The sequence below is a fragment of the Polaromonas sp. CG_9.11 genome (assembly GCF_015752225.1).
In the GTDB taxonomy this organism is placed as follows: Bacteria; Pseudomonadota; Gammaproteobacteria; order Burkholderiales; family Burkholderiaceae_C; genus Polaromonas.
The window spans coordinates 90,102-116,719 of record NZ_JADOVE010000004.1 but is presented as its reverse complement, the minus strand read 5'-3'; the positions used below and the strand labels follow the sequence as shown (position 1 = coordinate 116,719).

The 26,618-nt window shown below is 62.8% G+C and carries 26 protein-coding genes; 18 read left to right on the top strand and 8 right to left on the bottom strand.

Translation table 11 applies throughout. From position 1 onward, the window contains the following. The first annotated feature begins 43 nt into the window (after nucleotides 1-43). The 7 genes from IWX85_RS05110 (at nucleotide 44) to IWX85_RS05080 (ending at nucleotide 5,390) form a co-directional block, all read left to right on the top strand. Entirely contained in the window at nucleotides 44-1,120 is a 1,077-nt protein-coding gene (locus IWX85_RS05110; protein WP_196868968.1) for a BMP family ABC transporter substrate-binding protein, read from the top strand. 17 nt (nucleotides 1,121-1,137) lie between these two features. Further along, complete coding sequence (gene queE / locus IWX85_RS05105; protein WP_036809531.1) at nucleotides 1,138-1,773, top strand: 7-carboxy-7-deazaguanine synthase; 636 nt, start codon at nucleotides 1,138-1,140, stop codon at nucleotides 1,771-1,773. A 20-nt stretch (nucleotides 1,774-1,793) separates the two neighbouring features. Next, nucleotides 1,794-2,162 carry a 6-carboxytetrahydropterin synthase gene (locus IWX85_RS05100; RefSeq protein WP_196869036.1) on the top strand — a complete coding sequence of 123 codons (369 nt, stop codon included), beginning with the start codon at nucleotides 1,794-1,796 and terminating at the stop codon, nucleotides 2,160-2,162. Between the two features lie 18 nt (nucleotides 2,163-2,180). Continuing rightward, a complete protein-coding gene (gene guaD, locus IWX85_RS05095; protein WP_196868967.1) occupies nucleotides 2,181-3,497 on the top strand; it encodes a guanine deaminase in 1,317 nt (438 codons plus the stop codon). A gap of 158 nt (nucleotides 3,498-3,655) precedes the next feature. Further along, entirely contained in the window at nucleotides 3,656-4,228 is a 573-nt protein-coding gene (gene dcd, locus IWX85_RS05090; RefSeq protein WP_036809536.1) for a dCTP deaminase, read from the top strand. Nucleotides 4,229-4,458: 230 nt separating this feature from the next. Beyond that, nucleotides 4,459-4,680, top strand: a complete 222-nt coding sequence (locus IWX85_RS05085) for a TIGR02450 family Trp-rich protein (protein WP_196868966.1) — start codon at nucleotides 4,459-4,461, stop codon at nucleotides 4,678-4,680. A 65-nt stretch (nucleotides 4,681-4,745) separates the two neighbouring features. Further along, the gene (locus tag IWX85_RS05080) at nucleotides 4,746-5,390 is read left to right on the top strand and encodes a heme-binding protein (protein WP_036809541.1); all 645 of its coding nucleotides are present in this window, start codon (nucleotides 4,746-4,748) and stop codon (nucleotides 5,388-5,390) included. Nucleotides 5,391-5,428: 38 nt separating this feature from the next. Here the strand turns inward: IWX85_RS05080 and IWX85_RS05075 are convergent, their stop codons facing one another. Further along, nucleotides 5,429-6,196, bottom strand: coding sequence for a DUF2189 domain-containing protein (locus IWX85_RS05075; RefSeq protein WP_231379558.1), 768 nt, complete (start codon nucleotides 6,194-6,196; stop codon nucleotides 5,429-5,431). 415 nt (nucleotides 6,197-6,611) lie between these two features. Then, nucleotides 6,612-6,980, bottom strand: a complete 369-nt coding sequence (locus tag IWX85_RS05070; protein WP_196868964.1) for a TraR/DksA family transcriptional regulator — start codon at nucleotides 6,978-6,980, stop codon at nucleotides 6,612-6,614. Between the two features lie 200 nt (nucleotides 6,981-7,180). On the opposite strand from IWX85_RS05070, the gene IWX85_RS05065 reads away from it, so the two are divergent. The 9 genes from IWX85_RS05065 to galE all read left to right on the top strand — a co-directional run bounded on the left by IWX85_RS05065 (nucleotide 7,181) and on the right by galE (nucleotide 15,130). Then, nucleotides 7,181-8,050 carry a DUF2189 domain-containing protein gene (locus IWX85_RS05065; RefSeq protein WP_081932624.1) on the top strand — a complete coding sequence of 290 codons (870 nt, stop codon included), beginning with the start codon at nucleotides 7,181-7,183 and terminating at the stop codon, nucleotides 8,048-8,050. After that, nucleotides 8,050-8,259, top strand: a complete 210-nt coding sequence (locus tag IWX85_RS05060) for a DUF2788 domain-containing protein (protein WP_196868963.1) — start codon at nucleotides 8,050-8,052, stop codon at nucleotides 8,257-8,259. The genes IWX85_RS05065 and IWX85_RS05060 overlap by 1 nt, the downstream gene beginning before the upstream one ends. A gap of 157 nt (nucleotides 8,260-8,416) precedes the next feature. Further along, on the top strand, nucleotides 8,417-8,584 hold the full coding sequence (locus tag IWX85_RS05055; protein WP_081932625.1) for a DUF2256 domain-containing protein: 168 nt from the start codon (nucleotides 8,417-8,419) through the stop codon (nucleotides 8,582-8,584). Then, the gene (locus IWX85_RS05050; protein ID WP_196868962.1) at nucleotides 8,581-10,179 is read left to right on the top strand and encodes a cryptochrome/photolyase family protein; all 1,599 of its coding nucleotides are present in this window, start codon (nucleotides 8,581-8,583) and stop codon (nucleotides 10,177-10,179) included. Before IWX85_RS05055 ends, IWX85_RS05050 begins: the two co-directional genes overlap by 4 nt. Continuing rightward, nucleotides 10,176-11,345, top strand: a complete 1,170-nt coding sequence (locus tag IWX85_RS05045; protein ID WP_196868961.1) for an FAD-binding domain-containing protein — start codon at nucleotides 10,176-10,178, stop codon at nucleotides 11,343-11,345. The genes IWX85_RS05050 and IWX85_RS05045 overlap by 4 nt, the downstream gene beginning before the upstream one ends. A gap of 339 nt (nucleotides 11,346-11,684) precedes the next feature. Next, the gene (locus IWX85_RS05040; protein ID WP_196868960.1) at nucleotides 11,685-12,014 is read left to right on the top strand and encodes a hypothetical protein; all 330 of its coding nucleotides are present in this window, start codon (nucleotides 11,685-11,687) and stop codon (nucleotides 12,012-12,014) included. A gap of 20 nt (nucleotides 12,015-12,034) precedes the next feature. Further along, complete coding sequence (locus tag IWX85_RS05035) at nucleotides 12,035-12,877, top strand: 2-keto-4-pentenoate hydratase (protein ID WP_036809554.1); 843 nt, start codon at nucleotides 12,035-12,037, stop codon at nucleotides 12,875-12,877. Between the two features lie 120 nt (nucleotides 12,878-12,997). Continuing rightward, nucleotides 12,998-13,885 carry a neutral zinc metallopeptidase gene (locus IWX85_RS05030; RefSeq protein ID WP_196868959.1) on the top strand — a complete coding sequence of 296 codons (888 nt, stop codon included), beginning with the start codon at nucleotides 12,998-13,000 and terminating at the stop codon, nucleotides 13,883-13,885. A gap of 234 nt (nucleotides 13,886-14,119) precedes the next feature. Beyond that, a complete protein-coding gene (gene galE / locus IWX85_RS05025; protein ID WP_196868958.1) occupies nucleotides 14,120-15,130 on the top strand; it encodes a UDP-glucose 4-epimerase GalE in 1,011 nt (336 codons plus the stop codon). 107 nt (nucleotides 15,131-15,237) lie between these two features. Here the strand turns inward: galE and IWX85_RS05020 are convergent, their stop codons facing one another. From IWX85_RS05020 to IWX85_RS04995, 6 genes are all read right to left on the bottom strand, one after another. Further along, entirely contained in the window at nucleotides 15,238-16,137 is a 900-nt protein-coding gene (locus IWX85_RS05020; RefSeq protein WP_051984275.1) for a transglutaminase family protein, read from the bottom strand. Between the two features lie 154 nt (nucleotides 16,138-16,291). Further along, nucleotides 16,292-17,176 (bottom strand): transglutaminase family protein, encoded by an 885-nt coding sequence (locus IWX85_RS05015; RefSeq protein ID WP_196868957.1) that lies wholly within the window; start codon nucleotides 17,174-17,176, stop codon nucleotides 16,292-16,294. Between the two features lie 137 nt (nucleotides 17,177-17,313). Further along, entirely contained in the window at nucleotides 17,314-18,237 is a 924-nt protein-coding gene (locus IWX85_RS05010; RefSeq protein WP_196868956.1) for an SHOCT domain-containing protein, read from the bottom strand. A 119-nt stretch (nucleotides 18,238-18,356) separates the two neighbouring features. Continuing rightward, nucleotides 18,357-19,319 (bottom strand): transglutaminase family protein, encoded by a 963-nt coding sequence (locus IWX85_RS05005; RefSeq protein WP_051984276.1) that lies wholly within the window; start codon nucleotides 19,317-19,319, stop codon nucleotides 18,357-18,359. Next, nucleotides 19,316-21,868 (bottom strand): circularly permuted type 2 ATP-grasp protein, encoded by a 2,553-nt coding sequence (locus IWX85_RS05000; protein WP_196868955.1) that lies wholly within the window; start codon nucleotides 21,866-21,868, stop codon nucleotides 19,316-19,318. Before IWX85_RS05000 ends, IWX85_RS05005 begins: the two co-directional genes overlap by 4 nt. An 80-nt stretch (nucleotides 21,869-21,948) precedes the next feature. Further along, nucleotides 21,949-25,266: a DUF2126 domain-containing protein gene (locus tag IWX85_RS04995; RefSeq protein WP_196868954.1), complete on the bottom strand. Its 3,318-nt coding sequence runs from the start codon at nucleotides 25,264-25,266 to the stop codon at nucleotides 21,949-21,951. 493 nt (nucleotides 25,267-25,759) lie between these two features. Between IWX85_RS04995 and IWX85_RS04990 the strand changes: the two genes are divergently transcribed. Continuing rightward, nucleotides 25,760-26,188: a pyridoxamine 5'-phosphate oxidase family protein gene (locus IWX85_RS04990; RefSeq protein WP_196868953.1), complete on the top strand. Its 429-nt coding sequence runs from the start codon at nucleotides 25,760-25,762 to the stop codon at nucleotides 26,186-26,188. Nucleotides 26,189-26,254: 66 nt separating this feature from the next. Continuing rightward, on the top strand, nucleotides 26,255-26,560 hold the full coding sequence (locus IWX85_RS04985; RefSeq protein ID WP_196868952.1) for a hypothetical protein: 306 nt from the start codon (nucleotides 26,255-26,257) through the stop codon (nucleotides 26,558-26,560). Nucleotides 26,561-26,618: the final 58 nt, after the last annotated feature.

The following is a 26,618-nucleotide window of genomic DNA, read 5'->3' as shown; positions in this document are numbered from 1 at the left end:
GCGCTGGTGTTTTCATTTTTCCGGGACCATGTAGAGGACTACCATGTATAAAAACCTCGCTGTCGCGCTCGTGGCCGCCTGTTGCATTGCACCCGCTTTTTCCCAAACTCAAGCGCCGCCCAAGGTGCTGAAAATAGCCTTCGTCTATGTCACGCCCGTTACCGACGCGGGCTGGGTGCATCAGCATGAAGAAGGCCGCAAGGCCGTGCAAGCTGCATTGGGCGACCAGGTCAAGACCCGCTTTGTCGAAAACGTCGCCGAGGGCGCCGACGCCGAACGCGTGATCCGCGACCTGGCCAGCCAGGGCAACCAGTTGATCTTCACCCCCAGCTTTGGCTACATGGAGCCCACGCTCAAGGTCGCCAAAGAGTTTCCCGACGTGAGGTTCGAATCCATCACCGGCTACAAGACTGCGCCCAACGTGGCGGTGGCCAATGCGCGCTATTACGAAGGCCGCTACCTGGCCGGCCTTGCCGCCGGCCGGCTGGCCACGAGCGCCGGTTATGTGGCGGGCTTTGCGATTCCCGAGGTGATCCAGGGCATCAACGCCTTCACGCTGGGCATGCGCTCGGTCAACCCGAAGGCAACCGTCAAGGTCGTCTGGCTGGGTGCCTGGTTTGACCCGCCGCGTGAGCGCGAAGCCGCCATGGCGCTGTTCAACCAGGGCGTCGAGGTGATGGCCTTTCACACCGGCTCGACTGCCGTGATGCGTGCGGCGCAAGAGCGCGGCAAGCTGGCGATTGCCTACCATTCCGACATGCGCCAGGTCGCGCCCGACGCGCAGGTGCTGGCCATTACCCACCAGTGGGGCAACTACTACACCGGCCGTGCCCAGGCCGTGCTGGAAGGCAGCTGGAAAAGCGCCGCGCTGTGGGGCGGCGTGAAGGAAGGCATGATCCGCGTCGACAGTTTTGGCCCCAAGGTGCCCCAAAAAGTGGCCGACGAAGTGCTGTCCCGCCAACGCGACATTGCCGCTGGCCGGCTGCATCCTTTCACGGCGCGCACGGCGCTGCTGGACAACCAGGGCCATGAAGTGCTGGCCGTCGGCAAAACGCTGAGCGATGAGCAGATTTTGACCATGAACTTCCTGGTGCAGGGCGTTCAGGGCACGCTGAATTAACAGGCATCAGGAACACCATGGGCTACCAGGTCAAAGAGATTTTTTACACCCTGCAGGGCGAAGGCAGCCATGCCGGCCGGCCGGCGGTTTTTTGCCGTTTCGCCGGCTGCAACCTGTGGTCGGGCCGCGAGCAGGACCGTGCCACGGCTGTTTGCCGGTTTTGCGACACTGATTTTGTCGGTACCGACGGCACGCTGGGCGGCAAGTTCAGGGACGCCGATGCGCTGGCGGGCCAGATCGAAGCCCAGTGGCCCGTGGGCGACAGCGCGCACCGCTTCGTCGTCATGACCGGCGGCGAGCCGTTGCTGCAGGTCGATGGGGCGCTGATCGAGGCGCTGCATGCACGCGGTTTCCAGATTGCGGTCGAAACCAACGGCACGATTGCCGCGCCGCCCGGCATTGACTGGGTCTGCGTCAGCCCCAAGGCCGGCGCGCCGTGGGTCCAGCGCGAAGGCGATGAACTGAAGGTCGTCTGGCCGCAGCCGGCGCTTGACTGGGCCGAACTGCAGGCCGCCCGCTTCACCCACCGCTACCTGCAGCCGATGGACAACCCCGACCGGCTGCGCAATACCGAAGCCTGCATTGCGCTGTGCCTGGCCCAGCCCGCCTGGCGGCTGAGCCTGCAAACCCACAAGATCACGGGCATCCGATGAACCACACTTTCTTGACGCCCATGGTCTGCGAGATCAGCCAGTCCTTCTTTTTCGACGCCGCGCATACGCTGGACCGCGCGATTGAAACCGCTGCCAGCCGGCGCATCCACGGCCACACCTACAACGCCGAGGTGTTTTTGACCGGCCAGCCCGACCCGGCCACCGGCATGGTGACCGACCTCGGGCTGGTCAGGCGCGAGCTGGCACTGCTGCGCGAACAGCTTGACCACCACCTGCTCGATGAAGTGCCGGGCCTGGGGCCAACGACGCTGGAAAACCTGTGCCAGTTCATCTTCAGCAAGCTGTTGCCCGCGCTGCCGACAGTGACCTCGGTGCGGGTCTGGCGCGTCTCGATTGGCGATGGCTGCCGGGTGACCCGGCCGCTGTGATCGGGTAATCTTGGCACGATGAAAGCCTTGCGCGCCCCGATTCTTTGTTTTCCCGATCCTGCGGTCCCCCGTGCGGTGCTCGAAGCCGACGGCCTGCTGGTTGTCGGTCCGGACGCCCGGGGCCGGCAGGTGGTGCAGGCGCTGGGCAGCTATGCCGAGCTGGCGACGCGTTTTGCCGATGTGCCCACCGAGCATTTTCCCGGCCGCATCATTGCGCCCGGTTTTGTCGACCTGCACATCCACTTTCCGCAAACCGATGTCATCGGCTCGCCGGCCGAGGGACTGCTGCCGTGGCTGGAAAACTACACCTTTCCGCATGAAAAAAGGTTCTCTGCGCCCGACTACAGTGCGCAAGCAGCTACGTTTTTCATAGCGGAACTGCTGCGCAACGGCGTGACGACAGCGCTGGCCTTTGCCACCTCGCATCCCGAATCGGTCGATGCGCTGTTTGCCGAGGCGCAACAGCACCAGCTCCGCCTGATCGCCGGGAAGGTGTTGATGGACCAGCACGCGCCCGACGGCGTGCGTGACGACACCGAACAAAGCCTGCGGGATACCGAAGCGCTGATCCAGCGCTGGCACGGCGTGGACCGGCTGGGTTACGCCATCACGCCGCGCTTCGTGCCCAGCTGCAGCGCCGCCCAGTTGCGCGGTGCGGGCGAACTGGCCGCCAGATATCCAGACGTGTGGATTCAGTCGCATGTCGCCGAGAACAAGGACGAAATCGCCTGGGTCCGCGCGTTGTACCCGCAAGCGCGCAGCTATCTGAGCGTGTACCAACAGTTCGGCCTGATGCGACCGCGCGCCCTCTATGCCCACTGCATACATTTCGACGACGAAGACCGCGCGCTGATGCGCAGCACAGGCGCCGCGGCCGCCGTCAGCCCGACCAGCAACCTGTTCCTGGGCAGCGGGTTTTTTGACTATGCCGGCGCTGACCGCGTGGGTTTTCATTACGGACTCGCCAGCGATGTCGGCGGCGGCACCTCCTTCAGCCCGTTTCACACCATGCTGGCGGCGTATTACGTCGGCCGGGAAGGGCAGACCAAGCCCGGCGTTTCATTAAGCCCGCAACACCTGTGGTGGCAGCACACGGCCGGCGCCGCGCAGGCGCTGGGCTTGTCGGGCGTTGTCGGCAACCTGCTGCCGGGCTGCGAGGCCGACTTTGTCGTGCTCAACCCGCAGGCCACGCCGTTGCTGGCGCGCAAGACCGCGCAGGCGGCCAGCCTGGACGAGCTGCTGTTTTCCATGATCGTGCTGGGCGACGACCGGCTGGTCGAGAAGACCGTGATTTCACAGGCCGGCGGTGTTGGCCAGGTGCAGCTTGTAAATTAATGATCAAATTGGCCTCTTGCGCACAGTGCGCAAGCATAATCAGCTATTAAAATAGTAGCAAATCATCGCCCGCACGGAGCGCTGCCACACCGTAGCCAAATGCCAGCTTCTTCAATCGACGTTGCCTACAATCACCGGCAACGCAAGGAACCTTCCCAATGAGCATCAAGAGCGACAAATGGATACGCCACATGGCCGAAACCACCGGCATGATCGAGCCTTTCGAGCCGAAACAGGTGCGCGAGCGAGACGGCCACAAGATCATCAGCTACGGCACGTCAAGCTACGGCTACGACATTCGCTGCGCGCCCGAGTTCAAGGTCTTCACCAACATCCACAGCACCGTGGTGGACCCGAAGAACTTTGATGAAAAAAGCTTTGTCGACATGCACGGCGACAGCTGCATCATTCCGCCGAACAGCTTCGCGCTGGCCCGCACGCTCGAATACTTTCGCATTCCGCGCAACGTGCTGACCATCTGCCTGGGCAAAAGCACCTATGCGCGCTGCGGCATCATCGTCAACGTCACGCCCTTTGAGCCCGAATGGGAAGGCTACGTGACGCTGGAATTTTCCAACACCACGCCGCTGCCGGCCCGCATCTATGCCGGAGAAGGCTGCGCGCAGGTGCTGTTTTTTGAAAGCGACAAGGACGATGTCTGCGAAATCAGTTACAAAGACCGGGGTGGCAAATACCAGGGGCAGGTCGGCGTGACGCTGCCCAAGGCCTGAAGTCCACCCACGAAAGGCAAGCAACCCATGAGAAATGACGACACCCGCTGCTGCGGAACCGGCACCTGCATGATCAATGCAGAAGGGATGTGCTGGTGTGGCCAGCGCTGGGACGGGGAGAAAATGTGCGCGCCGGGCTTGTCCAGCGAGCCGTCAGTCCAGGCAGCGCCTGACGCCGGGCGGCCTGAAACACCCCTGGAACTTCGGACGGTTGATCATCTGCCTGACGCATGAACCCCCTGAATGCCAAAAAACTCCTGCTGTCCAAATGGACGGCCGTGCAGCCGGTGCAAAAGGACAAGCATTTTCTGGTCACCAAGGTGATCGAGCCGCTGGTGGCAGCCGACAACGCGGAGTGGGTGGAAATCGAGGCGGTCTTTTCACGCGCCACGCAACGGGTTGCCTGGCGTGAGCTGCAAAACGAAGAAGTCTGGAAGCAGGGGTGGGTATGAAGGCCGTCCGCTTGAGGTCAACCCCGGCGGCGTGGCGTCGCCCGGGGCGCTTTGCTGGCCTGCTCATGGCCGGAATCACTGCAGGGAGCATGGCGATGGCTGTTGAAGAACCCCGGTTTGACGTGCTGACACAGGATGGCAGCTACGAAGTCCGCCGGTATGCGCCGGTCATCGTTGCCGAAACGCTCGTCGATGGCGACATGGACGCGGCGTCCAGCAAGGGCTTCAGGCTGATTGCCGACTACATCTTCGGCAACAACACGCTGGCGGCCACGGGCGCTGAAAACGCTTCCGAAAAAATCGCCATGACCGCGCCTGTCACCCTGGAGCCGGTGGCCCGCTCCGCAAAAATAGCCATGACCGCCCCGGTCACGGCGGAACCCGTGGCGGCTGATGCCTCCATGGCGACTGCCAGCCAGTGGCGCATTCATTTCGTGATGCCGGGCCAGTATTCGATGCAGACGCTGCCCAAACCGGTCAACGCGGCGGTCAGCCTGCGTGAACTGCCCGCCAGGACTTTTGCCGTGCTGGGTTACTCGGGCCTGAACACGGCATCCAAGGTGCAGCAAAAAACCGATGAACTGGCGGCCTGGATGCGGTCGCGACAACTGCAGCCCGTCGGCGCGCCGCTGCTGGCGCGCTATGACCCGCCGTGGACCCTGCCCATGTGGCGGCGAAACGAAATACAGGTGGAAGTCAAAAACCCCTGAACTTTCGGCGTTCACCGGCCATTTTTTTGCCGTCTGTTTCAGCCGTGGGCGGTGCTGCTGGCCGATGCATCAGCTTCCTGCCAGCGCACCGTTCCCCGGTAAGCATGCCAGCTTGCATGGCCGAGCAGCGGGCCGATCACCACCAGGCCCGCGCCCCAGGGCAGCAGCGCCAAGGCAATCAGCGTGGTGATGACCAACCCCCACAGCAGCATCACGCCGGGGCTTGAAAACACCACCCGGATGCTGGTAATGGCGGCTGAAATGGCATCGGTGTCGCGGTCCAGGATCATCGGGATGGACACCACGGCGGTCGAAAACACCAGCGCCGCAAACATTCCCCCCAGTACCAGGTAAACGGCGACGAATTCCCAGTTGTCGGGGTTGAACACGGCATTGAGCACCCCGGTGGTCGAAGGCATGCCGGTGTTGAAAAACACCGCGAACACCACCAGCGACGCCCGGCCCCACAGCAGTTCCAGCACGATCATCACCAGAATCAGCATGCTTATGCTGCGGATGTGGCTGTCCCAGCAGGTCAGCGATGCCCCGAGTTCGGGCGTGAGGCCTTGCTCGCGGCGGCGGCTGACTTCATACAGCCCCATTGCCAGGAAGGGGCCGACAAGCAGGCAGCCCGAGGCAATCGTCAGCGTGTATTCAGGCCGGGCGCGAAACACGGCGCCAAGCGTGACCGCCATGAGCCAGAAGCACAGGCCGTAAAACAGGCCGATGCCGGGGTGCGCCTTCAGGTCGCGCCATCCTGCGCCCAGCCAGGCAAAGGGCGCGCCCGGACCGAGCGGCTGCATCATGGCCTGCGGCCCGACCGGAGGCGGAGGCACATACGGCGCGGCCATGACGGGCAGGTCGTCGCGCAGAAGACGGGCTTGGGACGAAACGGTTGCGGGCGGCTTGCAGCCGTCGTCGCGGGAAGGGGGTGAGCGCATGGGGTTTTGGTTGAAAAGACGGGTCTGTCGTCAGGCGTCAGCCTAACCCGTTCCCCCGGCCCTGACCAGCAGGAAAGTACCAACAAGCGCTGCCGCTGCGGATTGACAGGGCCTGCGCCTCGCACTGCGGTTGGGCGGGCAGGGAGGCGGACGGACCTGGCCAGATCGCGGTCAGACATCCACACATGGACTTCGGAATGGGCCATCCCGGCGACAACGTGAAAAGTGCGCATGCAATGCTGTCCCGGGACAGGATAAAAAAAGCAGGAGAAACCGGATTTCAGGCGGCTTGGCGCTGTTCGAATTTTTCCTGGCAGGCAATGCAGCGCGGTGCTTCGGGGCTGGCTTGCAGCCTTGGCGCGGGGATGGGGGCTGCGCAGTTGATGCATTCGCCGTAGCTGCTTGAGTCGATGCGCGCCAGGGCCGCGTCGATCAGTGCCAGTTCGCTGGTTTCGCGCTCGCCAATGGCAAACTCCAGTTCGCGCTCGGTGGCCACCTGGGCGCTGGAGTCCTCGCGGCGATTGAAATGGTCGGCTGCCGCTTCGGCGCGGCCCAGCAGGCCGCCGCGCTGGTCGCTCATCTGCGCCAGCATGGCGGTGTGCATGGCGATCAGTTGCTGGCGGTAGGGCGTGGCTTGTTCTGGGGTCATTGAAAGGTCTCCTTGGTGGATTGAAATTGATCATGCGCCTGTCCGGGATTTCTGTCATTGACAAGAGTCAACGCGCATGAAAACACCCGTGAAGTGCCTGCATCGCATGCCTGCATGGGGTAATGCGCGGCGATTTTCAGCCATGTTGCCGCTGAATCCAGGCGCTGCTCGAAGAATTGCAGGTAAGCTTCCTTTCCACCGTGTCCCCATCCAATCTTCCTCCCCCTCCACCCCTTGCGCCGCGCACCCGCCGCGGCGCGCTGGCCCTGCCCGGCATCCGGAACATCGGCATGGCCCAGCCCCTGGACTGGCTGGCGCGCGGTGCCCGGGACATGCGGCGCGGCGGCTGGCTGAGCCTGCTGCACGGCTTGGTCCCTGCCGCGTTCGGTGGCCTGCTGGTGCTGCTGGCACGCGACCGGTTCTGGCTGCTGGCCGGTGCCTTTTCCGGTTTTCTGGTGGTGGCGCCGGTGCTGGCTACCAGCCTGTATGCCATCAGCCGGGCAATTGAACGCGGTGAGCCGGTCAATCTCCGGCTCATCGTCAACACTTGGACGCGCTGGCAGTTTTCGCGCTATGCGGCCAGGGGCGGCTACTGGAGCATGGTGCGCTTCGGCCTGCTGCTGGCCTTGGCCGGGACCGGCTGGGTGCTGACATCGGCCGCGCTGATCACCCTGCTGGCGCCCGAACCCGTCAACTCGCCGCTGGATTTCCTGCGCCACATCGTGCTGGCGCCAGGCCACTACGTCTTCGAGCTCTGGCTGACCATGGGCGGCCTGATGGCGGCGCCGATCTTTGCATCCAGCGTGATTGCCATGCCGCTGCTGCTCGACCGCCGGGTCGATGTGCTGCAGGCGGTGCTGACCAGCTGGCAGGCGGTGCTGACCAACCCGCTTCCACTGGTCTTGTGGGCGGCGCTGATCATGGTGCTGACGCTGCTCGGCCTGGGCACGCTGCTGCTGGGCCTGGTCGTGGTGCTGCCGCTGCTGGGCCATGCCAGCTGGCATGCCTACCGCGACCTGGTCGATGCCAGTGCGCTGCCCGAGCGCCTGCCGCCCGAGGGTGCCGCCTGATGTTCGGCTATTCAGAGGAGCAGGTGGCCGCCTTTGGACTGTCGTTCGGCGTCGGTGCGTTCATGCTCTACATGCTGTTCATCATCGGCCAGCTGGCCTGGTCGTCCAAGGCCGGAAAGTTTGGCACTTTCGTGATTTTTCTGGGCCTGGCCTTTGGCATGGTGGGCTTTGTCGCCAAGTACGTCATCCAGTGGATGCTGGAAAAGTAAACCCCTGATCTTTGCCTGCTGTGTTCGAGTTTCCGAACAAAAACTCCCTCCTGCGCAATATCTGTCTGCGTCAATAGCTATTAAATAAATAGCGTGTAAAAACCCTTGAAAATCAGGCTGGCCTTGGCGGGCGGATCAGTCTTGCCACAATCGGTCCATGAAAAATGACTTCAAGGGCAACAAGCAGGCCCTACCGCACAAGCTGTGCGCCGTTTGCGGCCGCACCATGACCTGGTGCAAGGCCTGGGCCAAAAACTGGGCCGACGTGCTTGACTGCTCGGATGCCTGCCGCGCCAGGAAAAATAAAAGCGGCGCAGCGGCATGACCGGCGAACACACGGCAGCGGCCGCAGCCACCCCCGCACCTCCCGGGCGGCTGCGCCATCTGGTCATCGTGCTGGGCGACCAGCTGGATGAACAGTCATCTGCCTTTGATGGCTTTGATGCCGAACGTGATTGCGTGTGGATGGCCGAAGTGGCCGAGGAATCCACCCACGTCTGGTCGGCCAAGCAGCGCATTGCCCTGTTTTTGAGCGCCATGCGCCACTTTGCCGAATCGCTGCGCGCCCGGGGCTGGACGGTTCACTACACCCGGCTGGACGACAGCGCCAATGGCGGCACGCTGGCGGCCCAATTGCACCGCGACATCGACACCCTGTCGCCCCAAGCGCTGGTCATGACCGCGCCGGGCGACTGGCGCGTGCTGCAGTCGATGCGCACTGCGGCAAACGCATCGGGCAAGCCGCTTGACTTGCGTGATGACCGGCATTTCTTCAGCACCGTGCGCGACTTTGCCGCGCATGCCGAGGGCCGCAAGCAGTTGCGGCTGGAATACTGGTACCGCGAGCTGCGCACCAAAAACGGCATTTTGATGGAAGGCGGCAAGCCGGCGGGCGGGCAGTGGAATTTTGATGCCGACAACCGCCAGTCCTTTGGCGCGGCCGGGCCGGGCGCGCTGCCGCCGCGCAGCTTTTTCGCGCCCGACGCGATCACGCAGGGCGTCATGGCGCTGGTCAATGCCCGCTTTTCCGGCCATCCTGGCACGCTGGACAGCTTTGGCTGGCCGGTCACCCGGGCGCAGGCGCTGCTGGCGCTCGATGGCTTCATTGCCCAGCGGCTGCCGCTGTTTGGCCAGTACGAAGACGCCATGTGGCATGGCGAGGCCTGGCTCTACCATTCGCACCTGTCGTCGTCGATGAACCTCAAGCTGCTGGGCGCGCGCGAAGTGGTGGCGGCGGCCGAGGCGGCCTGGCGGGCCGGGCATGCGCCGCTGGCGGCCGTGGAAGGCTTTGTCCGGCAAATCCTCGGCTGGCGCGAATTTGTGCGCGGCATCTACTGGACGCAAATGCCCGACTACGCCGGGTGCAACGAACTGGACGCGCAGCAGCCGCTGCCGGATTTTTACTGGACTGGCCAGACCGACATGGCCTGCCTGCGCGACGCCCTCACGCAAACCCTGGCGCACGGCTATGCGCACCACATCCAGCGCCTGATGGTCACCGGCCTGTATGCGCTGCTGTTGGGCGTCAGGCCGCAGGCGGTGCACGAGTGGTACTTGGCCGTGTATGTCGATGCGGTCGAATGGGTGGAAATGCCCAACGTGCTGGGCATGAGCCAGTTTGCCGACGGCGGGCTGATGGCCAGCAAGCCGTATGCCGCCACCGGCAAGTACATCCAGCGCATGAGCAACCACTGCAAGGGCTGCCGCTTCGACCCGGCCGAAGCCACGGGCGACAAGGCCTGCCCGTTCACCACCCTGTACTGGGATTTTTTGATGCGCCACGAACCCCGGCTGGCAAAAAACCCGCGCATGGCGCTGCAGGTGAAAAACATCGCCCGGCTGACCCCGGAAAAACGCGCCCTGATCCTTCAGCAAGCGCAGTCTCATCAAACGCTGGCCAGCCAGCCGCTATCGCCATGACCCCCTTTGTCTTTGAGCCGACCTTGCAGGCCGCCCATGCGCGCATCCAGGCGGTTCGCCCGCAGGACTATGCCCGCACGCGCAATGCCCTGGACGGCGCCGTCACCCGGCTCTCGCCTTACCTGACGCATGGTTTTGTCTCGCTGCCCGAGGTGCATGCGGGCGTGGATGCGGTGTATCCGCTCGATGACCAGCACAAGTTTGTCTTTGAGCTGGGCTGGCGCGCGTATTTCCAGCATGTCTGGCGCCATGTCGGCTCGGGCATTCACCATTCACTGCATGACGGCCTGCTGCCGGAGGCGGCCTATGCGCAAGTGATGCCGGACGATATCGTGCAGGGTAGGACTGGCGTGCCCGCCATCGACTGCGCGGTGCGCGAACTTTATGCCACCGGCTATCTGCACAACCATGCGCGCATGTGGCTGGCCAGCTATGTGGTGCACCTGCGAAAAGTTCACTGGCATGTCGGCGCCGAATGGCTGTATTCGCATTTGCTCGACGGTGATCTGGCTAGCAACCACCTGAGCTGGCAGTGGGTGGCCGGCACCGGCAGCAGCAAGCCGTATGTGTTCAATGCCGACAATGTGCAGCGTTTCGCCCCGGCCGCCTGGCACAGCCCGGGCAGCGTCATTGACACCTCTTATGAAGCGCTTGACCGCATTGCCCGCAGTGAAAAGCCGGCTGTTTTTGGACGCAATGGCGTCGCCGGCATCAGTCCGCCCGAGCGGTTCAGCCTGCCGCCACGGCCGGACGACTTCGCGCTGGTCGATGCACAGGCGGTGCACGGCAGGGATGTCTGGCTGGTGCATCCGTGGGCCTTGGGCGCATTGCCTGCCGACCTGCCCGCAGGCACGCTGGCGCTGGGCATTGCCGTGGCCGAGTTTCACCAGCAGCATCCCTGGACGGCGCAGCGCTGGGACTTCGTCACCCGCCGCATGCGTCAGCTGGCCCCGCTGTGCTGGCATGCCCCCGCGCAAACCATGGGCACGGCGCTGCGCGCAGCGCGTTCGGTGCATCTGCTGGCCGATCCGCACCTGCGGGAGCCGGGCACGCCCTGGTTGCCCGCTTCAGTCCAACAGCATGCTGCGCCGCGCTTGTTCACGCCGGTGGACGAACTCTGCGGCAGCTTTTCAAAATGGCGCGGCCGCACCCGTCTGGTTCGCTGACGACGGCCCGATGCCTGCGGTCAGTGCGCGGCCTGAAAGCCATGGCCGACCGGGCTGCAGTCAGAGGCCAGCCGCAGCTGCCAAATGGCAGTCTGAAGTGGCCGTTTGAAGTTGACAGACATCGTGGCGTGATGGCAAACCCGATCACTTGCAGCCGCAGGTTCGGGAAACCGCTTTTATCCTACGCGGTGACGCGAAAATGGCCGGATTTTCCGGAAAGCTCGACCAGTAGCATGGGCACAGCAATTAAATAAACAGCGGAGCCGGGCCATGGTTGCAAACCAATTAACAAAAGTTGACAAGTCGCCTTGCGGTGTTTGGCTGACGGTGGCTGCCTGCATGGCTTTTGTGGTCCTGCTGGCAGCCCTGTTTCAGGTGGTGACCGGACAGCTTGAACAGGCTGCCCTGCGCCAGGCACAGCACAACGCGGCGCAAGCCGCCCTTGCAGGCTGCGCAGCCAGCGACTCGGGCGCAGTACGCAGGCAATGCGTCGAACAGGTCAATGCAGGCTTCCTGCCCTATTCGACCTACCCCCAGATCGAGACCGATGCACTGGCTGGCGCGCCGGCCATTGCCAGTGCGCCAGGCTTTCAGCAGGCCGCTTTGACCCATCGTGATTCAAGCCGCATGCGACACAATGCCCAGCTGCAGCCCTTGCGCCCCACCTGATCCTCCTGAAGCTCAAGCCCATGACTGATTCAAAATCCTTTTCTGACCTGGCCGACCGCTTGGAGCAGGCGCGCCTGAAGGCCCTGCCGCTGGACTGGCCCGCCACCATGCCCGTGGACTTGCCGCAGGCCTATGCGGCCGCGCTGGCAGTGCGCGCAGCGCGAATCCGGGCTGGCGACGTGCCGGCGGGCTACAAGGTCGGCTTTACCAACCGCAACATCTGGCCGCATTACCAGGTTGATTCACCCATCTGGGGAACCGTCTGGCAAGGCAGCGTGACGCAGGCGACCTCCGATGCGCCCGATGCGGCGGTGCTGTCCCTTGACGGCTTGTGCGAGCCGCGTATCGAACCCGAAATTGTGTTTTGCCTGCGTGATGCGCCGCCCCCCGACTGCTCGGCAGACGAGCTGGTGGCGTCGCTCGACTGGGTGGCGCATGGTTTTGAAATCGTGCATACGCATTTTTCCCACTGGAAGTTCACCGCGGCCCAGGCCGTCGCCGATGCCGGCCTGCATGGCCTCCTGCTGGTCGGAGCGCGCATTCCGGTCCCGGCGGGCACGCCCACGGTCGATCTGGTCCAGGCGCTGGCCGGCCTGACCATTCGCCTGTACGGTGACGGTGCGCTGAAAGACGAAGGCCGGGGCGCCAATGTGCTCGATGGCCCGGTGCAGGCGCTGCTGCACTTCGTGCGGGAATTGCGTGCCACGCCTGGCGCGCCCGCCTTGAAAGCCGGCGACCTGGTGACCACCGGGACGCTGACCGATGCCCATCCGGTGGCGCCGGGGCAAACCTGGCAGACCCAGATCGAGTCGTCGGGTCCGGTGGGCGGCGCGCTTGCGGGGCTGACGGTTCGTTTTGAATAACCTTTCATGGATCACGCCAAATGGGTCTTGAAACCGGGCGGTCCATCCTGAATATTTTTCGACATGCGGGCAGCTGGACGCTGGCATTGGCCTGTTGACCACTTTGTACCCGGAGGCACCATGAAATGGGAAGGCAATCGAGAATCTGACAACGTCGAGGACCGGCGCAGCAACGGCGGCGGCGGTTTTGGCGGCGGCGGCCTGCTGGGTGGGCGCAGCATTGGCATCGGGACCATCGTCGTGGCCCTGGTGGGCGGCTGGATTTTCGGCATCAACCCGCTGACCCTTTTGAGCATGTTCAGCGGCGCAGGGGCGCCCACCGCACAGGTGCAGCAGCAAGCCCCCGCGCAGCGGCCGCCAGCCGACGACCGCATGGCCGCCTTCGTGTCCACCGTGCTGGCCGATACCGAAGACGTTTGGAAAGACGTGTTCGCCAAGGGTGGCGGCACCTACCAGGAGCCCCGGCTGGTGCTGTTTCGCGGCGCCACGCAAACCGCCTGCGGCCAGGGGCAGGCGGCCATGGGGCCTTTTTACTGCCCCGGCGACCAAAAGGTCTACATCGACCTCGGGTTTTACGAAACCCTGAAAAACAAGCTGGGCGCCCCCGGCGACTTTGCGCAGGCCTATGTGATCGCCCATGAAGTCGGCCACCATGTGCAGAACCTGCTGGGCATCAGCGAAAAAATGGAGCAGATGCGCGGCCGCGTCAGCAAGGTCGAGTACAACGCGCTGAGCGTTCGCCTGGAACTGCAGGCTGACTGCTTTGCCGGCGTCTGGGCCAACCATGCCCAGAGCGCCCGGCAGATCCTGGAGAAGGGCGATGTCGAGGAAGCCATGAATGCTGCGGCCCAGATTGGCGACGATGCATTGCAGCGCTCAAGCCGCGGTGCCGTGGTGCCTGAAAGCTTCACCCATGGCACGAGTTCCCAGCGTCAGCGGTGGTTCGACACCGGCCTGAAGAACGGCAGCGTCAAGGCCTGCGACACCTTTGGCGCCCGCAACCTGTAAGACTATTTCGACTGAAGGCCACCGCACTGGCGTCCGCTGGCCGACGCACCGTTTGATGAACTCCTGAATCCATAGCGGCTTGTGCAGACGGGTATTGCGCAAGCGGGTGATTTGATCATAATCAGACGGAACACAACCGCGAGACCCGACTTGCGATTGACCGGCTTGCCATGAGGTGCCAAGCCGGACAGCGCAGACCGCCCAGCTACCATCCATCCAATAGACCACCCTTCCATGAACATACTCCTGACCGGCGGTGCCGGCTATATCGGCAGCCATACCTGCGTCGCACTGATCGAGGCGGGCTTTACCCCGGTGATCCTGGACAACTTTTCCAACAGCCATCCGGCCGTGCTGGAGCGCCTGCAGCAGATCACCGGCCAGACCGTGGCGTGTGAAAAAGGCGATGTGCTCGACACGCCGTGGGTTGGCGACGTGCTTGGGCGCCACCGCATTGCTGCCGTGCTGCACTTTGCCGGCGACAAGGCGGTCGGCGAAAGCGTGGCCCGGCCGCTCAGGTACTACCGCAACAACATTGGCGGCGCGGTCAGCCTGCTGGAGGCGATGCAGTCGTCAAGTTGCAGGACGCTGGTGTTTTCGAGCAGCGCCACGGTGTATGGCGATCCGGCATCGGTGCCCATCACCGAAGGTTTTCCGCGCAGCCACACCAACCCCTACGGCCACACCAAGCTGGTGATCGAGGACATCCTGTCGGCGGTGCAGTCGTCCGACCCGTCCTGGCAGCTGGGCGTGCTGCGCTATTTCAATCCGGTTGGCGCGCACCAAAGCGGCCTGATCGGCGAAGACCCGAGCGGCATTCCCAACAACCTGATGCCTTTCGTGACGCAGGTGGCGATTGGCAAGCGGCCCTTCCTGAACGTGTACGGCAGTGACTATCCCACGCCGGACGGCACCGGCGTGCGCGACTATATCCACGTCCAGGACCTGGCCGAAGGGCATGTGGCCGCACTCCAGGCGCTGTTGGAAACCAAAAAAAGCTTTGCCGTGAACCTGGGAACCGGCCGCGGCAACAGCGTGCTGGAAGTGGTCAAGGCGTTTGAAAAGGCCAGCGGCCGTCCGGTCAACTACCAGATCGCCGCACGCCGGCCGGGTGATGTGGCGCAGTGCTATGCCGACCCGTCACTGGCGCATCGCCTGCTGGGCTGGACCGCCAGCCGCAGCCTGGCCGACATGTGCCTCGATGCCTGGCGCTGGCAAAGCGGCAACCCGGAAGGCTATCAATAAGGTTTAAACAGCCTTTTGCGCCCGACTGCATTGAGTTTTTAGCTATCAAATAAATAGCAAAAAGCAGTTTTTAGGATCCTTGCGCGACAGCAGCTCCGCTTGTGCGCTTATCCCGGAAAGGCCGCGTTGCGGTTCAACAGCATTACATCAGGGCTCATCGCGACCATGCGCGCGGGGCCGAAAATGGTGGCGAAGGCTACGTCCTTGGCATCCCGGCCATGGGCCAGGCGCACGATCTGGTCCAGCGGCGACATCGCGGTCGGATCGAACATTACCCAGCGCCCGCCCAGGTAAGCCTCAAAGACGGCATGAAAATCCGGCGGCGGTTCGTCGAACGTGGCATAGCCGCTGACCAGCCGGGCCGGAATGTTCAGCGCCCTGCAAAAGGTCACCGCCAGGTGTGCGAAGTCCCGGCAAACGCCGGCTCGCTGCATGAAGACTTCGCGCGCTGTCGTGGTGGCGTTGGTCGAGCCGATGCGGTAATCAATGTTGCCGCGCACCCATTCGCAAATGGCCTGCACGCGGGCGTAGCCCTGAGGCAACTGCCCAAACAGTTCAGCGGCATTCGGCCCCAGCAGGTCGGATTCGCAATAGCGGGTGGGCGTCAGGTAATGCAGCACATCGTCCGGTAGCTCGTGCACCGGCACTTCCGGCGCATTGACATCAGCGGGCTCGATCATGCGGTCGACCAAGGCGTGGTAGACCACTTTCAGCGGGCCGGGCTGGGCCTGAAAGCGCAAGAAGCGATTGCCCGACTGGCTGTCGCAATAGGTTCGAAAAGGCGTGGGCGGCTCGATCTGCAAATTTTCCTGAACCAGCGTCTGGCCCATGCCGTTGGCCACATGGATCAGAAACACAAACTCGGAAGGGCCATCGACGGCATAGTCCAGCGTCGAATCAATTTGCAACCGGTTGGTGTTGAATGGCTGCGCCACGGCGGCGGCGGGGGCCAGCTGGTCCTGAAACATCAAGGCAGTGCTGGGGTCGTTCATCAAGGTATCGTTCATCGGAGTTCCTGCGGGGCAATAGGATGGCTTGAGTCATGACTCAAGCAGTATCGAAAACTTATGAATTGAACCAGTTTGTGCAGAGCCGGCACATCGGCAGGCCGGAACTGGCGCTGTAGGACGAAGCCCGCCGTTGCAGGCTGTTGGAGCCGATTCAGCCTCGCTTGCGCACCTGGACGGTGACATCCATGCCCAGGAAGTCTCCTGGCGAACCGTCCCAGGATCCATGCAGCGGCTTGGCCAGGCTGGCATGGCGGGCCACCCCAACCGGAATGAGGTCGGTGCCGCCGATCAGGTTGTTGGTCGGATCGAACGGAATCCAGCCGGCGTCGGGCAGGTAGATCTGCACCCAGGCATGGGTGGAGCCGTTGCCATAACAATGCTGGTCCTCGGTGTCCAGCCACGGCGTGTACAGGTAGCCTGAAACGAAGCGTGCCGCATAGCCGAGCCGGCGCACCGCCTCGATCATCAGGGTCGCAAAATCCCGACAGGCGCCGCTTTTCAGCCGCAGCGTGTCATACGGCGTCTGCACCCCGGGATTGAGGCGCACATGGTAGGTCATGGTGTTGCGGATGTATTGCGTCATTTCCACCAGCAATTCCCGGGTTCCGGTGGTTTCGTCGGGCCGGATGAACTGGTTGGCCCAGTCCTGCAGGATGCCGCTGGGGTCGTCGTAGTAGGGCGTCAGATAATGGTGCAGCACCATGCGTTCTTCGTCGCCATACGCCAGCGGGAACTGCCGGGCGCGCGAACTCATGGGAAAGTTGACCGCTCGGGTGCCAGTGTGTTCGACCGAGGACATGCACACCACCTCCAGTTCATTCGCCGGGCTCTGCGGCTGGATCTTGGCGATGGAATTGGAATAGGCATCCTGAAACATGCGGATGTCCACCGGCGCAGGCGTGACCCGCAGGTCAGTGGCCAGGACCCGCAGGTCATGGCTGTCGCGCGGGCGGAACTGCACCCAGTGCTCGCCCAGCGTGACCTGCTGGGCATACCGGTAATGGGTGGTGTGGGTGATGTCGAAGATGGCGGACACATCAAGGCTCGGGAGTTGCAGACTGCAGAGCGTCCGCTTTTTGGCTGAACTGTGCAATCAGTGGCCGACAGGCAAGCCTGTCGGATGCGTCCTACCCGTCTTGACCGGGGTGCACGGTGCAACCGCCGCGGGCAGGCCTACAGCCGTGACAGCAATTCGGTTTTCTTGCCGTTGAAGTCTTCATCGCTGATGATGGCCCGGCTTCGCAGGTCGGCAAGCTTCTCGATCATCTGGAAAATGTCTGCATTGCCTGGCGTGGGGTTGCCAGGACCGGCCTGCAATCCCGGCTGGAGCGGAAAAGGGGCTTGCGCCGCGCAGGCTGCTGGCAAAAATTCACGAATGGCTGCCTGCGTTGAGTCGAAGCCGTTCGCGCTCCCGGCTACGTCAAGGTTGTGCTGCATGCCATTGACCGACACGACCGGCAGGCGGGTCACATCCACCAGTCCGTACTGGCTGGAAAAGGTGACCGAGCCGCTGAAGGACTGCTGCTGCGAAAAACCGCCGAGCTGGTGGTCCTGCGTGTCATAGACGGTGACGCTGCCATTCATTTCGATGGCCAGGCGGCGCGCTTGCGCAAAGTAGGCATAGCTCACGCCGTTCTGGGCGCCGGTGCTGTTGGGCCAGCGCAGGTCGGACGGCCACCAGTCGGGCGACGTGCCCGGGGCCGGCGCGGCAAACAGGCTGGCTGGAGGATTCATGGGCGCAGTGACGTTCTGGTACGCGTCGCCGGCATGGCTGGTTTGCTGCTGGCCGCCCTGGTTTTGCGACTGGAAGCTGCCGGTCCTGAGCAGTTCGGGCTGGCTGGCCACCAGCCTTGAAAGTTCGGCGCACAGGGCATCGACGCGACCCTTGAGCTGGTTGTTGAACATGTCGGACACCATGGTCATGCCGCCGCGCATCCACTGGCCGGAGCCGCTGAATTCGGGATGGTTGAACTGCGCCATGCTGCCGTTGCCGTTGATGACGGATTCGAGCATGCTCGCTACCGCCTCAGGGCTGAATCCGTGGCGCTGGGCGATGTCGTTGACGGCCTGGTGGCCGCTGTTTGAAAGTTGTTTCATGGGAGGGTTCAATTTTATGAAATGCAAAAAAAGGCGGCGGAAAATTCTCCGCCAAGGTTGTGGCGGGCCGGGTTTCAACGTGTTGACATGGACTGCCCGGAAGCACGGCGCATTGCCGCTCAAGTTTGGCAAACTGCCGCCACCTTGTTGCCTGGCCGCGATACGCCCTCCAGCGGCAGCGGTGTGACGGTCACCCGCACCTCGAGTTCCTGCTCGCCGCCGCCCAGCACCACGCCGCGCATCGGCGTGACATCGCTGAAGTCGCGGCCCCAGCCCAGGGTGATGTGCTCGTGCTGCACCAGGCAGCGGTTGGTCGGGTCAAAATCAACCCAGCCCGGACCTGGGCAAAAAACCGACACCCAGGCATGCGATGCATCGGCACCGATCAGGCGCGGCTGGCCGGCGGGCGGGTGCGTCAGGATGTAGCCGCTCATATAGCGCGCGGGCAGGCCCAGGCTGCGCAGGCAGCCGATCATCAACTGGGCAAAATCCTGGCAGACGCCCCGGCGGCCACGCAGGACCTCATCCAGCGGCGTGGAAATGTCGGTCGCGGTGTCGTCAAAATCGAACTCGTCAAAAATTCGCTGGGTCAGGTCGAGTGCGGCATCAAGCTGCGCCCGGCCCGGCGTGTAGCTGATGCGCGCAAACGCTTCGAGTTCCAGGCTGCAGCTCACGTGCGGCGAGGCATACAGAAAGCGGTAGGCATCAATCATGGCGGCATCCATGCCCTGTTGCAGCCGGTCGCGCAGGCTTTCCCAGGAAGCGCTTCCCTGGATGCCGTCCCGATCGGGCCGCTGCATCAGCGCAACCGTCGATTCGGCATGCACCATCAGGCTTTGGTGCGCTGCGGTGATGGTGACCTGACGGGTCTTGTTGCCAAAATAATCCATCCCGTCGATGCCATCGTTTTCTGTTGGCGTCACCCAGAGCGCATGCGACTCGATCTGCTGGTAGGGGAAGGACCTCGGCGTCATGTGCAGGTATTGCTGCGACAGCGTAACCGCGCTCCCGTAGGTCACCTGGGTTTCGTGAACAACGTGATAACGGGCGCGCACGGCAGTGCTCACGGGCAAGGGATTCATGCTGTTTGCGTCTTCGTTGGGTGGCTGCCGGTGTAGCTGAAGAATTGAACGCTGACCTGTTGCGACATTTGCGCGCTTGCCACCTGGATACGGCGGAGCAGGTCCATCAGGTGCGCATTGCCGCAATACAGGTCCGTGTCGGGCGCCAGCGACACCAACTCGTTCCTCAACAGGGCCAGTTCCTGTTCTCCGCACGGGCCGTAGGTCAGCGATATCTTTGTCAGGCTCTTGAGGACGCCTTCGAGCTGGAACAGAATCGAACGGGTATTGCTTTCGTCCAATAGCAGCAGGTCCAGCACCGGCAGCCATTCGGGCTGCGCCCGGTAGCGGGCACGGTAGGTGATGATGCAGTCGGACAGTTCCAGCAGCCAGTCCAGGTTGCCGTTGGCTTGCATGCCAAGCGCATGTTGCAGCGTCACGGCCTGGAACTGCAGGCGTTCCAGACGCCGCCCCAAGGACATGAAACGCCAGCCCAGGTCGCGGCTCATGCCGTCGAGGGCAAAGCCGGACATGGTCATCAGGGCGGTGGTGGCGTCATCAAGAATCGTCATCGCTTCTGACTGGGACAGCCGGGCGTCAGCGCCAGACACGCCTTGCACCATCTGGTTGAAGGCGCGCCAGTTGTCAACGGAAAAGCGTTCGCGCAACTGGCCGGCACTTTGGTAGAGCTGCTGCTGCTGCCTGGCCAGCCCCGGAACGTCTGGCGACGCCACTGCATGCATCAGTTCTGCCTTGATCATGGTGTCGCTCAGGAGAGATGCCACCTTGCCGGCCTGTGCCTGGCTTTGACCTGGCATGCTTTCCTTCAATTCGATCAGGCCGAACCAGGTACACAGCGCCACCACGGTTGGCCATTCGTCGCCGCGATTTGCCGGTCCCACATTGAACAGGAAATTCAGCGCGACGCGAAGCAGGCGGGCGGTGTTGTCGCAACGCTCTGCATTGCGGCCGAACCAGAAAAGATTTTCTGCCACACGGCTGGAAATATGGGTGTCGTCGCGGACCAGGTCCTGGTGCGTGATGGTGCGTTTGCGCAGACTGGGCACCTCGACGTGCTGGCTGGCCTGTATCCAGGTGTCCTTGCTGCCGCCACCACGCTGCATGGTGATGATGCGCGAATCCAGCCCTGTCGCCACGCGGGTCAGTCCGCCCGGCATCACGACGTAGCCTTTTGGCGTGGCGCAGGCGTAGACCCGAAGGCCAATGGCGCGGGCATTCAGGCCGCCGCCAGCATCATGATCCAACACCGGCGCCTGGGACAGCCGGACCAGTTCCTGTGCCACATAGTTTTTGGGATTGGCGCGCATCTTGTGGATGAACGCTGTACGCGCCTCTCCTGTCAGGTCTTTGCCAAAGATGGGAAATTCCCGGAGCTGGGGAAAGCTCGGCTTGATGATGAGCTGGTCGAGCCGGTTGATCACCACTTCCAGTGCAGCGGGTTCACCGCACCACCAGGTGGCCACCGACGGCATCTTGAGCGGCTCGTCCAGCAGGCGCTTGCACAGCGACGGCAGGAAGCCGAGCAGCGCACCCGACTCCAGCAGGCTCGACCCCAGGCTGTTGGCAATCAGCACATTGCCGCGCCGGGCGGCCTCGGTCAGTCCGGCCACGCCCAGCGCCGAGTCGGTGCGCAATTCAAGTGGGTCGCAGTAGTCATCGTCGACCCGGCGCATGACCACATGCACCCGCTGCAAGCCGGACAGTGTCTTGTGCCACACAATGCCGTCCCGCACCGTCAGGTCGCTGCCTTCAACCAGCGGCAATCCAAGATAGCGCGCCAGGTAGGCCTGCTCGTAATAGGTTTCGTTGTACGGCCCTGGCGTCAGCAGAACGATCAGCGGCGCTTCACTCTCGCGCAACGGTACTCCCCCTGGGCCACTGGCCGCGCATTGGCGCCCCCAGGTGGCCAGGCTGTCGCGCAGCGTGTCAAAGAAGCCGGCCAGGTGCTGGACGTTCAGGTCGCGCAGCAGATCAGGGAAGGTCCGCGAGATGACCGAGCGGTTTTCCAGCGCATACCCGGCGCCCGAGGGTGCCTGCGTCCGGTCGGCCACGGCCCACCAGCCGCCGTTGGGTGCCCGGGCCAGGTCGATGGCGTAAAAGTGCAGGGCGACGCCGTCCTTGTGCCGCATCCCATGGCATGGCCGCAGGAAGCCGGCGTGTCCGTGAATCAGTGCGGGCGGCAACAGCCTTTCTGCCAGCATTTTTTGCTCGCCGTAGACATCGATCAGCAGCCGGTTTATCAGCGTGGCACGCTGGATCACTGCGGCCTCAATGCCTGCCCACTCGCCCGGCGGCAGGATCATCGGCAGGACATTCAGGTCCCAGGGGCGCTGCATGCCTTTGTCATCGGTGTAGACGTTGTAGGTCACGCCGTTTTCACGCACCTGCCTTTGCACCGACTCGGTGCGTTTGCGCATGACGTCAGGCGTTTCGTGTGCCAGGCTGTCCAGGAAGGTGCGCCAATGCGCGCGTGGCTGGCCCGAGCGGTCCAGCATTTCATCAAAACTATCTGGCGCAGCCGGGTAACCGGCAAGTAGTTGATTCAACATCGGATCGGGTATTTCTCTTGCAAAAACGCGGATGACTCAAAAGCGAGGCATCCGCGTTGGGTGAGCGTGCAAGGATACAGTCAATAAGGCTGCCACCGTAAATCGAGCGTCATGGGGAAGCCTGGATTCAACTCCTCTTTGTACACGTTCATCGGTCCGGGCGTATGCCCGTGCGACCAAAAGCGCGCGAACCGGCGTGCCTCGGCCGCGTTGGCATTGATCGGCGAATGCGCTTCGCTGCGTCCGCCCGGATGCACGACGTGGTAAGTACAGCCGCCGATGGCGCGACCGCTCCAGGTGTCCACCAGGTCGAAGGTCAGCGGCGCCTGCACCCCAATGGTCGGGTGCAGGGCGGACCACGGGCTCCAGGCGCGAAAACGCACGCCGGCCACATACTCGCCCGGAACGCCGGTCGGATGCAGCGGCAGCATGCGTCCGTTGCAGGCGATCACATGGCGTCCGTCGGTCAACCCGCGTACCCGCAATTGCATGCGTTCCACCGATGAATCGACATAGCGCGCCGTGCCGCCGCCGGTCATTTCCTCGCCCAGCACATTCCACGGCTCGATGGCCTGGCGCAGTTCCATCTCCACGCCTTCATAGACCACGGTGCCAAAACGCGGAAACCGGAATTCGATGAACGGGTCGAACCAATGCTCTTCAAAGGCGTAACCCGAGGCGCGCAAATCCTTGACCACATCGCGGATGTCCTGTGCCACGAAATGCGGGAGCATCCAGCGGTCATGCAGCGCAGTGCCCCAGTGAACCAGTTTGGCCTGGTAGGGCTGGCGCCAGAAACGCGCCACCAGCGCGCGCAGCAGCAGCATTTGCAGCAGGCTCATTCGCTCATGCGGCGGCATCTCGAAGGCGCGGAATTCGACCAGCCCCAGGCGGCCGGTCGGGCCGTCAGGGGAATACAGCTTGTCGATGGAAAATTCCGAGCGATGGGTGTTGCCGGTCAGGTCAACCAGCAGGTTGCGCAGCAGGCGGTCCACCATCCAGGGCTTGTCGCCCGGCTGCAGGGTCGGCAGCACCTGGTCCATCTGCTGAAAGGCAATCGCCAGTTCGTACAGGTTGTCGTCGCGTGCCTCATCGACACGCGGCGCCTGGCTGGTCGGGCCGATAAAGGTGCCCGAAAACAGATACGACAGCGCCGGATGGTTCTGCCAGTAGGTGATCAGGCTTTTCAGCAGGTCGGGCCGGCGCAGCATCGGGCTGTCTTCGGCGGTCGCGCCGCCCAGCGTCGCGTGGTTGCCGCCGCCAGTGCCGGTATGGCGGCCATCGACCATGAATTTTTCAGTGCCCAGGCGCGTCAGCCGTGCCTCTTCATACAAGGTGGTCATGTTGTAGACCAGCTCGTTCCAGCTGGCCGCCGGGTGGATGTTCACCTCAATGACACCCGGATCGGGCGTGACGCTGAGCAGCTTGATGCGCGGGTCGCGCGGCGGCGGATAGCCTTCGATCCACAGCTTGAGCTTGAGCTTGGCCGCCGTGTTCTCGACCGACGTGACCAGCGCCAGGTAGTCTTCGATGCGTTTGACCGGGGGCATGAAGACATGCAGCCGGCCACCCCTTGCCTGCACGCACAGCGCGGTGTGGATGACTTCACTTGGCTCGGGCTGCTCGTCCGCAGGCGCCGGCTTCTTCGCCTTGGCCGTGTTCCGTTTTTCCTTTCGGCCGGCATCCAGCGGCGCTTGCGGTGCGAAAGGATCGACATCGAATTCAGGCTCTTTTTCGTCGGGCTGCACCCAGGGCAGCGCATTCAGCGGCAGACGCAGCCCCAGAGGCGAGTCTCCCTCGGTCAGGTAAAGATGCTCGCGCTTGAGCGGCCAGGGGGAGGTGCGCCAGGCGGTTCCCAGGGCAATGCTCGGGTCCAGGTCCCTGGGTTTGAGCGGCAGCACATAGCCCACGACCTGGCCCAGTCCGTCTTCAAGCAGGCGCGCCAGGCGTCGCCGCTGCTCCGGGGCCTTCAGGTCAACCTGCAGCGGGTCCAGGTTCACCGGCAGGCCTTGCTCCAGCCGGGCTTGTTGCAAGACGTCTTCATAGGCGGGAATCTGGCTGTGGGCCGGCAAGCCCAGCGCCTTGACCAATTCGGCGCTGAAACGCTCGGCCTCTTCGCTGCCATAGCCATCGGGGATGGCCTCGTCCGAGAACAGCGTGGGATCGAGCCACATCGGCTGGCCGTCAATGCGCCAGTAAATGTTCAGGGCCCAGCGCGGCAGGGGTTCGCCGGGATACCATTTTCCCTGGCCGTAATGCAGCATCCCGCCCGGTGCAAAGTGATTTTTCAGGCGATGCATGAGCTGACCGGCCAGTTCACGCTTCTTGTCGCCGTGCGCCAGGGTGTTCCATTCGGCGCCGTCCATGTCGTCGATGGACACAAAGGTCGGCTCGCCGCCCTGGGTCAGGCGCACATCCTGGCGCTTCAGGTCAGCGTCGACCTGCTGACCCAGCAGGTTGATTTTTTGCCAGTCTTCTTCCTTGTAAGGCTTGGTCACGCGCGGGTCTTCATGAATGCGCGTGATCGTCATTTCATGAAAGAACGTGACCTCGGCCTTGTCGGTAAAGCCGGTCACCGGCGCCGCCGACGAAGGCATGGCCGTGCAGGCCAGCGGAATATGGCCTTCGCTGGCCAGCATGCCCGATGTCGGGTCCAGCCCGATCCAGCCGGCGCCGGGAACATACACCTCGGTCCACGCATGCAGGTCGGTGAAGTCGACTTCGGTGCCGCTAGGGCCATCGAGCGAGGCCTGGTCGGCACGCAACTGGATCAGGTAACCCGACACGAACCGTGCGGCCAAACCCATCTCGCGCATGATCTGCACCAGCAGCCACCCGCTGTCGCGGCAGGAGCCCGAGCGTTTTTGCAACGTTTCTTCGGGTGTCTGCACGCCAGGCTCCATGCGCAGCAAGTACGCAATGTCGCCTTGCAGGCGTTGGTTCACCGCCACCAGAAAGTCGTTGGTTGCCAGGTTTTTCTTCAGCAGGTCGCGCCGTGCGTCTGCCACCCAGGCCACCAGCAATTCTCCGGGCTTGTCGGCCTTCAAATAGGGGCTGAGTTCGGCGGCCAGTTGCACCGGGTAGCTGAACGGGAAAAATTCGGCATATTTTTCGACGAAAAAATCAAACGGATTGATGACGGTCATGTCTGCCACCAGGTCAACCGTGAATTCGAGCTGGTTTGATTTTTCAGGGAACACGTAGCGGCCGATGTAATTGCCGTAGGGGTCCTGCTGCCAGTTGATGAAATGGTCTTCTGGCGTGACGGTCAGCGAATAGGAAAGAATCGGGGTTCGCGCATGGGGTGCCGGTCGCAGGCGAACCTCATGCGGTGACAGTGCGACCAGGCGATCGTAGTGGTAGCTGGTTTTGTGGTGCAGCGCAACACGGATGGCCATGGGAGGGTGCCTTTCAGTGGAAGATGGGAGGACGCAAATCAAGGTGTCTTGCAGGCAACAAAATCTTTGTTCCAGACGCAGGATTCATGCCTGCATGTCGCATTTATAGCAGCGATGCTCGGGCATCTCGGGCCACCTGCAACTTTCACGGCCTCGATCCTGCGGGTGATGTCGACCGGATGCCGGGTTGCCCCAATTTCAATGTGCATGATGCTCACTTGGCCAAAGATCGACGGGAAAATGAGGCCACACGGACTTTGGAAAAAGAAATATCAGAGGCAATCTTGTAGCCAAGCAGACCAAGGGTCAATTGCGCTGACATGTCTTGCCTGCGCAGGGGGGCGGCTTCACATCTGGAGGGTAGGGCCGCAACAGGCTTGCTGACCGTTTGCTCCTACGTTTTTTCTGCGCGGTGTCTGATGCGGCCCGCCCAGCCAATTTCATAGTGTAGGGCTTGCCCAGTTCAATCACGATTGTCAAAGGTAAACCATCCATGCAAATGCACATCCAGAAGACTGACTTGAAAGACATGGCGAAAAAAATGTGCAATCTCGATATCGCCTCGCTGGTTACAGTGGCCGAAGACGGGTTACTCGCTGCCCGCCCCATGAGCAACAACGCCGACGTTGACTTTGACGGCAAGTCCTACTATTTCACCTATGAAGCATCGGACAAGGTCAAGCAGATCAGTGGCAACCCTGAAGTGCAGTTGGCATTCGAGGGCGATGACAAACTTTATGTGACCGTCACCGGCCGGGCCGAACTGATCCGTGACAAGGCCGAATTTGACAAGCACTGGGTCCCTGAACTGGGGCAATGGTTTGCTCAAGGCACTGACACGCCGGGCATGGTGCTGCTGTGCGTCAAGGCCACGCACGCCAAGTATTGGCAGGACATGGAAATGGGGGAATGGCGGGCGTAGGTTGATGGCCTTCCTGCTGTTGAGGTTGAGGCGGATGTCGAACGTATCCAGACTGCGCTCGGCCATATGCCGGTTCCAGAAACAGGTGCATTGAAGACTATTTTTTGCCCTGCGTACGCAATTGGCATGGGTTGTTGGTGCCACGGGCTGACTGAACGGATCGGCCTGGGCCCGATGGAAAATAATCCAGTCGAGACATCAATCAGCGTTGATTTTCATGCCTTCACCAGGCATCGCAAAGGAAAGCCCAGTGTGAAACCAGTGCATGAACTGCTTGATACGGTCACATTCGACCACCGAATCACAATTCCTGAAATCTGGTGCTCGATGGCCATCGCGCGCTCAAGACTGCCGGCTGCATTTTGGCCTTGAACGCATGGTCAATGATGCTTTTCGCAGCACTGCCTGGCTTGAAGTCGTTTTGGCTGCG

Bases quoted from the DNA above. Each gene is read 5' to 3' on its own strand.
- IWX85_RS05110 (WP_196868968.1), top strand. From the start codon at position 44: ATGTATAAAAACCTCGCTGTCGCGCTCGTGGCCGCCTGTTGCATTGCA.
- queE (WP_036809531.1), top strand. From the start codon at position 1,138: ATGGGCTACCAGGTCAAAGAGATTTTTTACACCCTGCAGGGCGAAGGC.
- IWX85_RS05100 (WP_196869036.1), top strand. From the start codon at position 1,794: ATGGTCTGCGAGATCAGCCAGTCCTTCTTTTTCGACGCCGCGCATACG.
- guaD (WP_196868967.1), top strand. From the start codon at position 2,181: ATGAAAGCCTTGCGCGCCCCGATTCTTTGTTTTCCCGATCCTGCGGTC.
- dcd (WP_036809536.1), top strand. From the start codon at position 3,656: ATGAGCATCAAGAGCGACAAATGGATACGCCACATGGCCGAAACCACC.
- IWX85_RS05085 (WP_196868966.1), top strand. From the start codon at position 4,459: ATGAACCCCCTGAATGCCAAAAAACTCCTGCTGTCCAAATGGACGGCC.
- IWX85_RS05080 (WP_036809541.1), top strand. From the start codon at position 4,746: ATGGCCGGAATCACTGCAGGGAGCATGGCGATGGCTGTTGAAGAACCC.
- IWX85_RS05075 (WP_231379558.1), bottom strand. From the start codon at position 6,196: ATGATGCAGCCGCTCGGTCCGGGCGCGCCCTTTGCCTGGCTGGGCGCA.
- IWX85_RS05070 (WP_196868964.1), bottom strand. From the start codon at position 6,980: ATGACCCCAGAACAAGCCACGCCCTACCGCCAGCAACTGATCGCCATG.
- IWX85_RS05060 (WP_196868963.1), top strand. From the start codon at position 8,050: ATGTTCGGCTATTCAGAGGAGCAGGTGGCCGCCTTTGGACTGTCGTTC.
- IWX85_RS05055 (WP_081932625.1), top strand. From the start codon at position 8,417: ATGAAAAATGACTTCAAGGGCAACAAGCAGGCCCTACCGCACAAGCTG.
- IWX85_RS05050 (WP_196868962.1), top strand. From the start codon at position 8,581: ATGACCGGCGAACACACGGCAGCGGCCGCAGCCACCCCCGCACCTCCC.
- IWX85_RS05045 (WP_196868961.1), top strand. From the start codon at position 10,176: ATGACCCCCTTTGTCTTTGAGCCGACCTTGCAGGCCGCCCATGCGCGC.
- IWX85_RS05040 (WP_196868960.1), top strand. From the start codon at position 11,685: ATGGCTTTTGTGGTCCTGCTGGCAGCCCTGTTTCAGGTGGTGACCGGA.
- IWX85_RS05035 (WP_036809554.1), top strand. From the start codon at position 12,035: ATGACTGATTCAAAATCCTTTTCTGACCTGGCCGACCGCTTGGAGCAG.
- IWX85_RS05030 (WP_196868959.1), top strand. From the start codon at position 12,998: ATGAAATGGGAAGGCAATCGAGAATCTGACAACGTCGAGGACCGGCGC.
- galE (WP_196868958.1), top strand. From the start codon at position 14,120: ATGAACATACTCCTGACCGGCGGTGCCGGCTATATCGGCAGCCATACC.
- IWX85_RS05020 (WP_051984275.1), bottom strand. From the start codon at position 16,137: ATGAACGATACCTTGATGAACGACCCCAGCACTGCCTTGATGTTTCAG.
- IWX85_RS05010 (WP_196868956.1), bottom strand. From the start codon at position 18,237: ATGAAACAACTTTCAAACAGCGGCCACCAGGCCGTCAACGACATCGCC.
- IWX85_RS05005 (WP_051984276.1), bottom strand. From the start codon at position 19,319: ATGAATCCCTTGCCCGTGAGCACTGCCGTGCGCGCCCGTTATCACGTT.
- IWX85_RS05000 (WP_196868955.1), bottom strand. From the start codon at position 21,868: ATGTTGAATCAACTACTTGCCGGTTACCCGGCTGCGCCAGATAGTTTT.
- IWX85_RS04995 (WP_196868954.1), bottom strand. From the start codon at position 25,266: ATGGCCATCCGTGTTGCGCTGCACCACAAAACCAGCTACCACTACGAT.
- IWX85_RS04990 (WP_196868953.1), top strand. From the start codon at position 25,760: ATGCAAATGCACATCCAGAAGACTGACTTGAAAGACATGGCGAAAAAA.
- IWX85_RS04985 (WP_196868952.1), top strand. From the start codon at position 26,255: ATGCCGGTTCCAGAAACAGGTGCATTGAAGACTATTTTTTGCCCTGCG.